The 13,645-nt window shown below is 41.6% G+C and carries 12 protein-coding genes; 3 read left to right on the plus strand and 9 right to left on the minus strand.

Annotation, left to right across the window (positions count from 1 at the left end):
* Positions 1–62: 62 nt before the first annotated feature.
* From purH to rsmD, 9 genes are all read right to left on the minus strand, one after another.
* The gene (purH, locus tag ACHUE3_RS11655) at positions 63–1,649 is read right to left on the minus strand and encodes a bifunctional phosphoribosylaminoimidazolecarboxamide formyltransferase/IMP cyclohydrolase (RefSeq protein WP_394192592.1); all 1,587 of its coding nucleotides are present in this window, start codon (positions 1,647–1,649) and stop codon (positions 63–65) included.
* Between the two features lie 192 nt (positions 1,650–1,841).
* Positions 1,842–2,132, minus strand: coding sequence for a DNA-binding transcriptional regulator Fis (gene fis / locus ACHUE3_RS11660; protein ID WP_002957804.1), 291 nt, complete (start codon positions 2,130–2,132; stop codon positions 1,842–1,844).
* 20 nt (positions 2,133–2,152) lie between these two features.
* Positions 2,153–3,124: a tRNA dihydrouridine synthase DusB gene (dusB, locus tag ACHUE3_RS11665; RefSeq protein WP_394192770.1), complete on the minus strand. Its 972-nt coding sequence runs from the start codon at positions 3,122–3,124 to the stop codon at positions 2,153–2,155.
* A 277-nt stretch (positions 3,125–3,401) separates the two neighbouring features.
* Positions 3,402–4,286, minus strand: coding sequence for a 50S ribosomal protein L11 methyltransferase (prmA, locus tag ACHUE3_RS11670; RefSeq protein ID WP_394192593.1), 885 nt, complete (start codon positions 4,284–4,286; stop codon positions 3,402–3,404).
* 67 nt (positions 4,287–4,353) lie between these two features.
* Positions 4,354–6,198 (minus strand): RNA polymerase sigma factor RpoD, encoded by a 1,845-nt coding sequence (gene rpoD / locus ACHUE3_RS11675; RefSeq protein WP_394192594.1) that lies wholly within the window; start codon positions 6,196–6,198, stop codon positions 4,354–4,356.
* A 126-nt stretch (positions 6,199–6,324) separates the two neighbouring features.
* The gene (gene dnaG / locus ACHUE3_RS11680; RefSeq protein ID WP_394192595.1) at positions 6,325–8,079 is read right to left on the minus strand and encodes a DNA primase; all 1,755 of its coding nucleotides are present in this window, start codon (positions 8,077–8,079) and stop codon (positions 6,325–6,327) included.
* A 163-nt stretch (positions 8,080–8,242) separates the two neighbouring features.
* The gene (locus ACHUE3_RS11685; protein WP_394192596.1) at positions 8,243–8,689 is read right to left on the minus strand and encodes a GatB/YqeY domain-containing protein; all 447 of its coding nucleotides are present in this window, start codon (positions 8,687–8,689) and stop codon (positions 8,243–8,245) included.
* 20 nt (positions 8,690–8,709) lie between these two features.
* Complete coding sequence (rpsU, locus tag ACHUE3_RS11690) at positions 8,710–8,925, minus strand: 30S ribosomal protein S21 (protein WP_002957797.1); 216 nt, start codon at positions 8,923–8,925, stop codon at positions 8,710–8,712.
* A 164-nt stretch (positions 8,926–9,089) separates the two neighbouring features.
* Positions 9,090–9,689: a 16S rRNA (guanine(966)-N(2))-methyltransferase RsmD gene (rsmD, locus tag ACHUE3_RS11695; protein WP_394192597.1), complete on the minus strand. Its 600-nt coding sequence runs from the start codon at positions 9,687–9,689 to the stop codon at positions 9,090–9,092.
* A gap of 198 nt (positions 9,690–9,887) precedes the next feature.
* Between rsmD and ftsY the strand changes: the two genes are divergently transcribed.
* The 3 genes from ftsY to ftsX are packed head-to-tail and all read left to right on the plus strand — an operon-like array spanning position 9,888 to position 13,547.
* Entirely contained in the window at positions 9,888–11,828 is a 1,941-nt protein-coding gene (gene ftsY, locus ACHUE3_RS11700; RefSeq protein ID WP_394192771.1) for a signal recognition particle-docking protein FtsY, read from the plus strand.
* 58 nt (positions 11,829–11,886) lie between these two features.
* On the plus strand, positions 11,887–12,564 hold the full coding sequence (ftsE, locus tag ACHUE3_RS11705; RefSeq protein ID WP_394192598.1) for a cell division ATP-binding protein FtsE: 678 nt from the start codon (positions 11,887–11,889) through the stop codon (positions 12,562–12,564).
* On the plus strand, positions 12,561–13,547 hold the full coding sequence (gene ftsX, locus ACHUE3_RS11710; RefSeq protein ID WP_394192599.1) for a permease-like cell division protein FtsX: 987 nt from the start codon (positions 12,561–12,563) through the stop codon (positions 13,545–13,547). The genes ftsE and ftsX overlap by 4 nt, the downstream gene beginning before the upstream one ends.
* Positions 13,548–13,645: the final 98 nt, after the last annotated feature.

Below are 13,645 nucleotides of genomic sequence, written 5' to 3' on the forward strand. Positions count from 1 at the left end.
CAGAATACGTGAATTTAGTGCAAACAAAAAGAGCTAACTGATACAGTTAGCTCTTTGCGTGATTAGTGGCGGAAGTGACGCATACCAGTAAACACCATTGCCATTCCAGCTTCGTCAGCTGCTGCGATAACTTCTTCATCGCGCATTGAACCACCTGGTTGGATCACAGCAGTAATGCCAGCTTCTGCAGCTGCATCAATACCATCACGGAATGGGAAGAATGCATCAGAAGCCATAACTGAACCTTTAACTTCAAGGTTTTCATCAGCGGCTTTAATACCGGCAATTTTAGCTGAATAAACGCGGCTCATTTGGCCTGCGCCTACACCGATTGTCATACCGTCACGGGCATAAACAATAGCGTTTGATTTAACAAACTTAGCTACTTTCCAGCAGAATAATAAATCTTTAAGCTCTTGCTCAGTAGGCTGGCGTTTAGACACAACTTTTAAGTCGCCTTGCGTTACCATACCTAAATCACGGTCTTGAATTAATACACCGCCGTTAACACGTTTGATGTCATGGCTTGTGCCTTTAGCAGAAAACTCACCACATTCTAATAAACGCACATTTTGCTTTGCAGATACGATCTGTGCTGCTGCTTCAGATACTTTAGGTGCAATGATCACTTCAACAAATTGGCGTGCAACAATTGCTTCTGCGGTTTGGGCATCAAGCTCTTGGTTAAAGGCAATGATGCCACCAAATGCAGATGTAGGGTCAGTTTTAAATGCACGGTCATAGGCTTCAAGAATGTTTTCACCAATCGACACGCCACATGGGTTTGCATGTTTTACGATAACACATGCTGGTACGTCAAACTCTTTAACACATTCAAGAGCTGCGTCAGTGTCAGCAATGTTGTTAAACGATAAGGCTTTACCTTGAAGCTGTACGGCAGTTGCAACAGAAGCTTCTTGTACGTCGTTCTCAACATAAAAGGCCGCGTCTTGGTGTGAGTTCTCACCGTAGCGCATATCTTGCTTTTTAGTGAACTGCATATTGATTGTACGTGGGAATTTAGTTTCCTCAGCCGCTTCATCAGTGTAATCAGCAACCATTTTACCGAAGTAGTTAGCAATCATACCATCGTACTGAGCTGTGTGCTCGTAAGCTGCAATGGCTAGATCAAAACGGGTTTTGTACGAAGTTGAGCCATCATTGCTTTGCATTTCGCTAATTACGCGGTCGTAATCTTTTGCATTTACTACGATAGTCACGTCTTTGTGGTTTTTAGCCGCAGCACGCACCATAGTTGGACCACCGATATCGATGTTTTCAATAGCATCTTCAAGGCTGCAGTTCTCTTGAGCGACTGTATTCGCAAAGGGGTATAAGTTAACTACAACAATATCGATAGCAGAGATGTTATTCTCAGCCATTACTTCTTCATCTTGTCCACGACGCGCTAAGATGCCGCCATGAATTTTTGGATGAAGAGTTTTTACGCGACCATCCATGATCTCAGGGTGACCTGTGTGGTCAGATACTTCAGTGACTTTAATGCCGTTATCAGCAAGTAATTTACAAGTACCGCCAGTTGATAAAAGTTCGACACCTTGTGATTCAAGTGAACGAGCAAATTCAACGATACCGGTTTTATCTGACACACTTAGTAGTGCGCGACGAATTGGACGATGTGTATCCATTGTAGTTTGATTACCTCAGTGTTTGAGCTAGCTTAGAAAGGCGCTATTTTAACTGATTCCGACTGAAAAAACGACTTATAACGAGTCATTAGCCATGAGCTTTTTGCAATTTAGTAATAAACTATAGCCATAAAAAAAGCACCCGAAGGTGCTTTTTTAAACATGAGCAGTGAGAGTTATCACTGCGCAGTATTAGTTCATGCCGTATTTTTTAAGTTTCTTACGTAAAGTACCACGGTTGATACCTAGTAAGATTGCCGCACGTGTTTGGTTGCCACGTGTGTAAGTCATTACTTCTTCAAGTAATGGTGCTTCTAGCTCAGAAAGAACAAGGTCGTAAACGTCTTGCACATCTTGACCGTTAAGCTGTTTTAAATAATGATGAACAGCTTTTTTCACTGCATCGCGTAATGGCTGCGGTTTCTCGTGTGACTGAACATGAGGGTTAGTAATAAATGGAGAAGTCACGTTTTGTTCGAACATTGTATATATCTCTTTCTTTCTTAGTTAGCTGCTAGTGTTTTAAAGTATTGCTCTAATGTCTCGATTTGTGCCTGTGAATTATCGAGAGCATTAAATACTCGCCTAAACTGACCGTCACTGTCATGGGTTTGCAAATACCAAGATACATGTTTTCGAGCTATGCGCGCTCCCATTGGTTCCCCGTAAAACGCATGAAGGTTCACTAAGTGTTCCATCAAAATACCTCGCACTTCTGAAATCTCAGGTGTAGGTAAATGTTCTCCGGTTCGCAAAAAGTGGTCTATCTCCCTAAATATCCAAGGGCGACCTTGGGCGGCTCGACCAATCATAATGGCATCTGCACCCGTATAGTCCAAAACCTGCTTTGCTTTTTCTGGTGATGTAATATCACCATTAGCAACCACAGGTATCGACACTGAACGCTTTATATCCCTGATTGTGGCGTATTCTGCTTCACCTTTATACATACATGCACGCGTGCGTCCATGTACGGCTAATGAAGCAATGCCATAGCGTTCAGCTATTCTCGCAATCTCAACACCGTTACGGTTATCCTGATCCCACCCAGTACGGATTTTTAATGTTACAGGTACATCAACCGCGTTAACCACTGCGTCGACGATCTCTTCCACTAAATCAGGAAACTGTAATAAGGCTGAGCCTGCGAGTTTCTTGTTCACTTTCTTAGCTGGGCACCCCATATTTATATCTATGATTTGTGCACCATTGCTGACATTGAATTGTGCAGCCTGAGCCATAAGCTCAGGATCAGCTCCTGCTATTTGCACTGCGCGTATTCCTGATTCACCGCTGTGATCCATACGGTTCATCGATTTTTCGGTTTTCCATACCTTTGGATTTGACGACAGCATTTCAGACACGGCAAGCCCCGCACCTAAGCGTCGGCAAAGCTGTCTAAATGGTCTGTCAGTTATGCCCGCCATTGGCGCGACAATCACATTATTCTCAAGTTGGTATGAACCGATACGCACTATATTCAAAGGCCTCTTTTCAAGGGGCGCTAAGTTTACGGTGTTTTCGCTAAAAAACAAAGGCTATAAATTGAACAAAAGTGACTTTTTTTTGACTTTTTCGTATTGACTTTTGATAACAGTTTGAAGAGTGGGTTTATTTGTTTGTTATTTAAACAGAATAAAAATATAGGGTTTATTTAGTTATGTAAATAGGTGTGTAAATAATAGGTAAAGCCTGTTAATTACAGGCTTTACAAACGTATTAAGGGTTAATAATTAATTAAGGGTGGCGCACTTAATTAATGTTCTTTTGGCCGCTAACACGGGTCCACTCACCCTCAACTGCAATCTCATCTAGGGTAATAAACGGCGCATAAATATCTGCAACTGACTGTGCCTGCTCTTCTAAAATGCCTGACATAGCAATTTTACCGCCAGGTTTTAACAAGCCTAAAATCACGCCATGTAATTCACGTAGTGGGGCGGCTAAAATGTTTGCTACCACTATATCAGCTGTAAATTCAGGCTGATTTTCTGGCAGGTATACCTCAAGTTTATCTGCTACACCGTTACGCTGTGCATTATCAAGGCTCGCTTCAAGGGCCTGTGGGTCGATATCTATGCCGATCATACGCTCAGCACCTAACTTGATAGCAGCAATGCCTAAAATACCTGAGCCACAGCCAAAGTCGACCACGGTCTTACCCGTTAAGTCTTGGCTTTCAAGCCATTTTAAACACAGTGCCGTGGTGGCGTGTGTGCCGGTACCAAATGCAAGGCCTGGGTCGAGTAATACATTTACGGCATCAGGGTCTGGAATATCGCGCCAGCTTGGGCAAATCCAGAGCTTTTCGCCAAATTGAATCGGGTGGAAGTTATCCATCCATTCGCGTTCCCAGTCTTTATCTTCTAGTTGCTCAACTTTATAAACTAACGAGTCTCTTATCTCGTCATGGCGCTTTAATAGCTCAATAACCGCGTTCATATCATGATTAGCCTCGAATAGGCCAATAACAGTAGTATCAGCCCAAAACTCGACTGTGCCAATTTTAGGCTCATAGATAGGTGTGTCTTTAGCATCAATGAAGGTAACAGACGCGCTTCCAGCTTCCATTAATAAGTCACTGACAGCATCAGCAGTTGCGGCATTAGCATTAATACGGATTTGGATCCAAGCCATGATTATTTCCTTGAAATAGAAAAAAGGCCGCTACAGCGGCCTTTTGATTATGTTTGTTAGCAGCTAATTATTTAGCGTCTAAGAAGCTCTTAAGTAAATCAGAGCGAGAAGGGTGTCGTAGTTTACGCAGTGCCTTCGCTTCGATTTGACGAATACGTTCACGTGTTACGTCAAACTGCTTACCTACTTCTTCTAGAGTATGGTCGGTATTCATATCAATACCAAAACGCATACGTAATACTTTAGCTTCACGGGCTGTTAAGCCTGCAAGTACATCGTTAGTAGCACCACGAAGAGATTCCATTGTTGCCGAATCAATTGGCGAATCAATAGTAGTATCTTCGATGAAGTCACCTAAGTGCGAATCTTCATCATCGCCGATAGGTGTTTCCATTGAAATCGGCTCTTTCGCGATTTTAAGTACCTTACGGATTTTATCCTCAGGCATTAACATGCGCTCAGCTAACTCTTCTGGGTTTGGCTCACGACCCATTTCTTGCAACATTTGACGTGAAATACGATTCAATTTATTGATCGTTTCAATCATATGTACCGGAATACGGATAGTACGTGCTTGGTCAGCAATCGAGCGAGTGATAGCTTGACGTATCCACCACGTTGCATAAGTTGAGAACTTATAACCACGGCGATATTCAAACTTATCAACGGCTTTCATCAAACCAATGTTACCTTCTTGGATTAAGTCCAAGAATTGTAAACCACGGTTGGTGTACTTTTTCGCAATTGAGATTACTAGACGTAAGTTTGCTTCAACCATTTCTTTTTTCGCACGGCGAGCCTTAGCTTCACCAATACTCATACGACGGTTGATGTCTTTAATGCGCTCAATGCTTAAACCAGTGCTTTCTTCGATTGCACTTAGCTTATTAATACAACGTATGATTTCAGGCTTAACTTCTTCAAGTTTAGCTGAATGTTTTTCGTTAGCTGAAATTTCTAAATCAAGCCACGATGAATCTGTTTCGTTATTTGCAAAATGCTTAACAAAGGTTTTCTTTGGTAATTTTGCAAATTGTACCGCTTGTTTCATGATAAGACGTTCTTGAATACGAACTCTGTCCATCATTTCACGCATGTTGTTAACCATGCGATCAAACTGTTTTGGTACTAGTTTAAATGTTCTGAATAGCTCACCGATTTCAAGAATAGCGGCTTTTGAATCAGGATGAGAGCGACCTTTTTTATCAAAAGTGTCGCGTGCTTTATTATAAAGATCGCGAAGATTTTCAAAGTGAACACGGGCTTCTTCAGGATCTGGGCCAGTATCTACTTCTTCTTCATCTTCGTCATCATCACTTTCTGAATCATCTTTATCTTCTTCATCAAGCTCTTTTTCGCTTAATTCAGAACCGATGTGCGTTGCAGAAATTTGCGTTTCATCTTCATTAGGATCGAAGAAACCTGAGATAATGTCGCTTAAGCGCATTTCTTCAGCTTCAAATTTATCCCATTGTTCAAGAAGATAAGTAATTGCTTCAGGGTACTCAGCAACCGAGATCTGTACTTGGTTGATGCCTTCTTCAATACGCTTAGCGATGACAATTTCGCCTTCACGGGTCAGTAGTTCAACTGTGCCCATTTCACGCATGTACATACGAACCGGGTCCGTAGTACGGCCGATTTCTTTATCTACAGTAGCAAGCGCAGCGGCTGCGGCTTCTGCTGCGTCTTCATCTGTCGTGGTTTCTTGCATCATCAATTCATCGGCATCAGGCGCGTTTTCGCTAACCTTGATACCCATATCATTGATCATGCTAATGATATCTTCTACTTGATCTGAATCGATAATATCTTGTGGAAGGTGATCATTAACTTCTGCAAAAGTTAAATAACCTTGCTCTTTACCTTTTTGAATCAGAAGTTTTAATTGTGACTGAGGAGTTGGATCCATAGAGATTGTTTCTTCCACTCTGATAAGTTGATACAACAGGCGCCAGCTTGCTTATAATAAATAAGCCAAACTAAGTATTATTTGACGCAGTGAATAGCACAGTATAACAGCATTTATCAATTTTGACTAGCTGTTAGTTCCTTTTAGCGCTTGAGTTAATAAATGACACTCGAGTCGCTCATCGCTATTTAAGCCTTGTGTCTTGTCTTTTATTAATAGGGTCTCGAGTCGATAATTTAAACACTGATCTTCAATAAATTTAAAAGTATTTTTAAATTCATCTTCTAAGCGGTCGTCATTTATCTCATGACGCCAAGTGGCTAATTTGATCAGTGCTTCATACTCAGGGCTTTCTCTAAACGCCTCAAGTAATTGAGCGGTAGTGATTCTGCCTTTTTCTAACGCGTAATGCTGTAATTTTATTAACAGTGCAATACCTGCAATATTCATTTGGGCAAGATCAGGTAAATAAGGCACTGCATTTGCCAAACTAGGATGCTGCACTAGCAAGCCAATAGCACGGCGCATTGGCGTTATTTTAAATTTTCGCTCAATTGAATGCTGTTGCTTAGGCGTTTTTAAGCGGCTATTTAATTGCTCTTTTGTACGGCCAATTAATCGCCCTAGTTGCTCAAGTAAATTTTCTTGATAAAACTCACTGGGTATTTTTTCTATTAACGGGAGTACCGCGCTGAGTAATTTTGCTTTGCCTGCATCACTAGTTAAGTCAATTTCTTGGCTTAATTTGTTAAACAACACTTGAGTAAAGTCATCCGCTTTTGCTAAGCGTTGCTCAAAGGCTTCTTTACCCTCTTGCTGTACTAGTGAATCAGGGTCTTCGCCATCAGGTAAAAATACAAATTGCAGTGCTTTACCATCACTTAAGTAAGGCAACGCATTTTCAAGCGCGCGCCAAGCAGCATCGCGACCTGCACGGTCACCATCGTAACAACAAATTACTTTGTCGGTTGTTCTGAACAAAGTATGCATGTGCTCTGCTGTTGTTGCAGTGCCAAGAGCCGCTACTGCGTATTCTATATCCTGTTCACTGAGGGCGACCACGTCCATATAGCCTTCCACAATAAGGACATGCTCAAGCTTTTTATGTGCTTGCTTTGCCTCGTAAAGTCCATACAGTTCAAAGCCTTTATGGAAAATACGGGTCTCTGGTGAGTTTAAGTATTTTGGGCCTTGATCAGCTTGCATAACCCGACCACCAAACGCGATAACACGACCTCGTTTATCGCGGATAGGAAACATTAGGCGGTCACGAAAAAAATCAAACTGCCTGCCAGGCGTTTTCTCCGAAGCGAGCTTTAATTCTACTAGTTGCTCTTTTTGTTCTTTGTTACGACCGAGCTGTTGGCATAAGCCTTCCCACTCACTCGGTGCATAACCAATCATAAACTTTTTAACGGTTTCGCCACTTAAGCCACGGCCTTTAACATATTCAATGACATCAGCAGAGTTTGCATGATGTTTTAATTGATGTTGATAAAAACGTGCGGCGTGTAGCATTAAGTCGTAATCAGAACGTTTTTGCTCTGCGGTTCTTTGTGGGCCTGAGCTGGTGTTACCTTGTTCGCGTGGCACATCGAGGTTTAATAAGCTGGCAAGTTCTTCAATTGCATCAACAAACTCAAGTTTGTCGTATTCCATAACAAAGGAGATTGCGTTGCCGTTAGCGCCACAACCAAAGCAATGGTAAAACTGTTTATCTTGTGAAACAGTAAACGAAGGAGACTTTTCGTTATGAAAAGGGCAGCACGCTTGGTAATCTTTACCGGCTTTTTTAAGACCAACTTTAGAGTCAATGAGCTCGACAATATCTGTTCTGGCGAGTAAATCGTCAATAAAATTTCGTGGGATCTTTCCGGCCATTAGTAAAGTGTAGTCCTGAAATAAATAGAAAAAGGTGAACGAACTAGCTTTAGTTCTGCAAAATTAGATTTGAACACAAATGCTATTTTTGTTAAAGCTAAAAACGAAGAAACCGAGCACTTGGCTCGGTTTGCTTCAATCATACTTTATGTATGTGGGCGTATTAGGCAGTTAATCGTTGCTTAATTAAGCCAGAAATCTTACCTAAATCGGCGCGACCTTCAGCTTTGCTTTTGATTATACCCATTACTTTACCCATGTCTTGCATACCTGCTGCGTTAGTATCAGCAATAGCCGCATCAATGAGAGCAATGATTTCGTCTTCACTCAATTGTTGAGGTAAAAACTCTTCAAGTGCTGTAATTTCACTGGCTTCAACTTCAGCTAAATCATCACGCCCAGCATCTTTGTACTGAGTGTATGAATCGCGGCGTTGTTTAACAAGCTTCACTAAAACTGCGGTAATACCGTCATCATCTAGTGTTATTTGCTCGTCAATCTCACGCTGCTTGATTGCAGCAAGCACCATACGAATTGGGTTAAGACGTGTTTTGTCTTTCGCTCGCATCGCATCTTTTTGCGCATCTTTTAGCGTTATTAAAAGGCTCATTTATACAAGACCTAATACTATTAGTATAATTTAACGCGACGTGCGTTATCGCGAGAAAGCTTCTTCATGTGACGCTTAACCGCTGCAGCTTTTTTACGCTTACGCTCAGCTGTTGGCTTTTCATAGTGCTCGCGACGACGAACTTCTGAAAGGATACCTGCTTTTTCACATGAACGCTTGAAGCGACGAAGTGCTACGTCAAACGGTTCGTTCTCTCTTACTTTAATTACTGGCATTAAAAATTCACCTACCTAAATAATGAGCGTTGCTCAAGTTGATCAAACAATGATCAAGTGGTTCAAAAATGGTGCGGTATTGTAATCCGAAGCCACACCACATGTAAAGGATAAATATTATCTAGTTCTAACTGCAAACTAAAATAAATTCTATGTTACTAATTTTATTGTACTTGATATAATTGACATTGTACTTGGCCGGCAATTTTTTCTTTTAATAACAGCCAATTATTCGGTATTGAAAGATTGTTCAATTCGCTTTCAATTTCAATATAAACAAGTGCATTTTCACTTAACCAATTATTTTTTATTAGTAAATCACAGCATGGCTTAGCTAAACCTTGGCGAAAAGGCGGATCGACAAAAACTAAATCAAATTGTTGTTCATTGGTGTTTTGACCTAAATAACGCAAAGTATCGGCGCAATGAATGTCTGCGTTATTCAAATTAAGCGTTTGCGCGTTAGTGTTTAATTGCGCGGCTGCTGAACTGTCCATTTCTAAAAAGGTGGCGCTGTGAGCAAATCTAGAGAGGGCTTCAAAACCCAGCCCACCGGAGCCTGCAAAGCAATCGAGCACTTTAGCATCTCGAGTATCTTGCATTAACCAATTGAAGAGCGTTTCTTTAATTCGATCTGTCGTTGGCCTTAAGCCATCAACATCTTTCACAGGTAATTTACGACCACGAAATTGCCCGCTAATGATCCTAATAAAGCCATCGCTAGATTTATTATTTGATTGTTTTTGTGGTGATTTTTTTCTCATTTAACTCACTAATAAATGGTATCTAGAACGCGGCTCAGATAATATTGTCATCATATGGTAGTGCGTCATTTTTCAACTGCGCTAAAAGTGTTACCATAAGCATCTTGGACAATAGTTTTATGAATGGCTTTAAAAGCGGGTTCAGATAAAACTATTTGCATTAGTTTATCAGATTTTTATAAGTGGTTATTAGCAACTATGGCAAAAAAAAGTAAATTCCTGTCTTGGCTAGGTTTTGGCAAATCAGAAAATAAACAACAAACAGAGCAGGCAGCAGACGCTGATAACCAAAAGCAGTTAGCAGAGCAAGAACGTATTGCTGCAGAGAAAGCCGAGGCAGAACGTGCAGAACAAGAGCGACTTGCTGCAGAGCAAGTAGAGGCTGAACGTGTAGAGCAGGAGCGTATTGCTGCTGAGAAAGCACATGAAGAGTTGCTCGAAGCAGAGAAGGCTGAGCAAGTTCGCCGTGAGCAAGCTGAGCGTTTAGCACAGCAAGAAGAAGCAATGCGTTTGGAACTTGAACGCAAAGCCGCAGAGCAAGCGCAACATGATGCAGAATTAGAACAACAGCGTATTGCCACAGAAAAGGCAGAGGCTAATCGTGTAGAGCAAGAACGACTTGCTGCTGAAAAAGCGGAAGCTGAGCGTTTAGAGCAAGAACGCATTGCAGCAGAGCAGGCAGAAGCTGAACGTGTAGAGCAAGAACGCGTTGCAGCAGAAGCTGAGGCAGAACGTTTAGAGCAAGAGCGCATTGCAGCAGAAAAGGCGGAAGCTGAACGTGTAGAGCAAGAGCGCATTGCAGCAGAAAAGGCAGAGGCTGAGCGTTTAGAGCAACAGCGCATTGCTGCTGAAAAAGCAGAAGCTGAGCGTGTAGAACAAGAACGTATTGCTGCAGAGCAGGCAGAGGCTGAGCGTGAAGAACAACAACGTATTGCTGCAGAAAAAGCAGAGGCTGAGCGTTTAGAGCAAGAGCGTATTGCTGCAGAAAAGGCAGAGGCTGAGCGTGTAGAGCAAGAACGTATTGCTACTGAAAAAGCAGAAGCTGAGCGTGTAGAGCAAGAACGTATTGCTGCAGAAAAGGCAGAAGCTGAACGTGTAGAACAAGAGCGTATTGCTGCTGAAAAGGCAGAAGCTGAGCGTGTAGAGCAAGAACGTCTTACAGCCGAACTTGCCAAAGAGGAAGCTAAAAAAGCAGAAAAGCCAAAAAAAGAAGGCTTTTTCTCGCGTCTTAAAAAAGGCTTACTCAAAACAAAACTGAATATAGGCTCAGGTTTTGCGTCAATTTTTAGTGGTAAGAAAATTGATGATGAACTATTTGAAGAATTAGAAACACAATTATTAACGGCTGATTTAGGTGTCGATACCACCATGAAGCTGATCGATAATTTAACCGATGCAGCAGATCGAAAGCAGCTAAAAGACGGTGATGCGCTTTATGAGCTAATGAAGCAAGAAATGGCCGCAATGCTTAAAACAGCAGAGCAACCATTGGAAATGCCCGCTGATAAAAAGCCATTTGTTATTTTAATGGTTGGCGTGAACGGTGTGGGAAAAACAACTACAATCGGTAAGCTTGCTAAGCAATTTCAAAACGAAGGTAAATCAGTGATGCTTGCCGCAGGTGATACCTTCCGTGCTGCAGCCGTTGAGCAACTGCAAGTATGGGGTGAGCGTAATGAAATTCCTGTCATTGCGCAGCATACCGGTGCGGACAGTGCATCAGTGGTATTTGATGCATTCCAAGCGGCCAAGGCACGTAATGTTGATGTGTTAATCGCTGATACAGCAGGGCGCTTGCAAAATAAAGATAATTTAATGCAAGAGCTTGAAAAAATAGCCCGTGTAATGAAAAAAATAGACCCAGATGCTCCTCACGAAGTCATGTTAACTATCGATGCTGGTACTGGTCAAAATGCAATTAGCCAAGTAAATCTTTTTAATCAGTGTGTTGGTTTAACGGGTATTACACTTTCTAAGCTGGATGGTACTGCCAAAGGTGGTGTGATCTTCGCGGTCGCTGATAAGTTTAATATTCCGATCCGCTATATTGGTGTGGGTGAAAGTATTGATGATTTAAGAGCATTCAACAGTAACGACTTTATCGATGCGCTGTTTAGCCAAGACGAGGACGAAGCGTAAATTTAAAAAAAGGGCTTAAATCAAACTGGTTTAAGCCTTTTTTAGCTGAGGGATAAAAATGATAAATTTTCAGCAAGTCAGTAAAACATATCCAGGCGGCCACCGAGCATTGGAAAAAGTGAGCTTTCATGTCAAGCCCGGTGAACTGGCTTTTTTAACAGGCCACAGTGGAGCTGGTAAAAGTACCCTACTTAAATTAATCAGCTTGATGGAGCGTCCGTCGGCAGGAAAAGTATTGATCAATGGCGTTGACTTAAGTGCTGTTAAATCAAGGCAGATCCCCTATGTCCGTCGTGACATTGGTATTATATTTCAAAACCATCGCTTATTAGAGCGCCATACAATATTTGATAACGTAGCACTGCCGTTGGTCATCGAAGGGACTCACCGTAAGCAAATTGAAAAGCGCGTACATGGAGCTTTAGATAAAGTTGGTTTGTTAGACAAAGTAAAATGTCACCCTTCTACATTATCAGGTGGTGAGCAGCAACGAGTAGGTATTGCACGTGCAATTGTTAATTCGCCACCTTTGCTGCTTGCAGATGAGCCTACGGGTAACTTAGATCCTGAATTATCTATGGATATACTGCGCTTATTTGAAGACTTTAATAAACACGGTACCACAGTGTTAATCGCAACCCATGATTTAGGGCTTATTTCGCGTATGCGTTATCGAAGCCTGACTTTAAAAGAGGGCCGTATGAGTCAAGATCCACTGGCTGAGGTGTCATTATGAGTTTGTTATTTAAAGGTCGTCAGAGCCAGAATGAACGAGCAAAAAAATCATTTATAGCGGCTGGGTACTTTTTTGTTTTGAATATTTTCCGCCAAGGTATTCATAGTTTAGGTGAGATGTGGCGAACGCCAATGGCGTCAATGATGACGATTGCAGTACTAGGGTTAAGTTTAACGTTACCGGCTACGTTGTATTTAGTGGTTAAAAATGTTCAACAAATTAATAGCGGATTTGAAGAGGCAGCTGAAATTTCATTATTCGTTAAAGAGTCAATGAGCGAACAAGAAACACAAACGTTAGTAAAGCGTTTAGCGTTATACCCAGAAGTTGATAAAGTCACATTCATTTCAAAAAAAAATGCGCTGGTTGAATTTAAAGATGTATCTGGTTTTGGCCAGGCACTTGAGTATTTAGATGAAAACCCACTACCAGACGTTGTTTTGGTCACACCCACTAGCCGTCATCGCCAAGCAGATTCAGCCCGAGCACTGCTTGCAAAACTTGAAAAAGAACGTGAGGTAGACTTTGGCAAGCTGGACATTGCTTGGCTTGAAAGGCTCAACGCGCTACTTAGTTTATTAAAAGAAAGCGTCATTACTATTGCATTACTTTTACTTACATCAGTAACACTGATTATTGGCAACACGATTAGATTATCAATAATGGATAAAAAAGAAGAAATACAAGTAATGAAGCTAGTAGGGGCGACCAACACCTTTATCCACGCGCCCTTTTTATGGACGGGTATTTGGTATGGCATTATTGGCGGCTTGTTTGCCTTTATATGCGTTGCTTTAATGATGTGGTGGTTGGGCGCAGCTGTTACTGAGGTTGCGGGTGTGTATCAAACACACTTTGATTTAATCGGGTTGAGTGTGCCAGAGTTTGGTTCATTGGTATTATTAGCAACCACACTAGGCTTTGTTGGCTCTTACCTATCAGTAAATCGTTACATTAAAGAAATAGAACCCGATAAAGTGTAACAATAGATGTGTAATATCATTAAAAGCGTTAGAAAACATCCTTAGGTATTTTTTCTAACGCTCTGCAAAGCTAGAATTCATCGCATATTCAGACGTTT

The sequence above is a fragment of the Pseudoalteromonas atlantica genome, from assembly GCF_043641955.1.
GTDB lineage: Bacteria > Pseudomonadota > Gammaproteobacteria > Enterobacterales > Alteromonadaceae > Pseudoalteromonas > Pseudoalteromonas atlantica_A.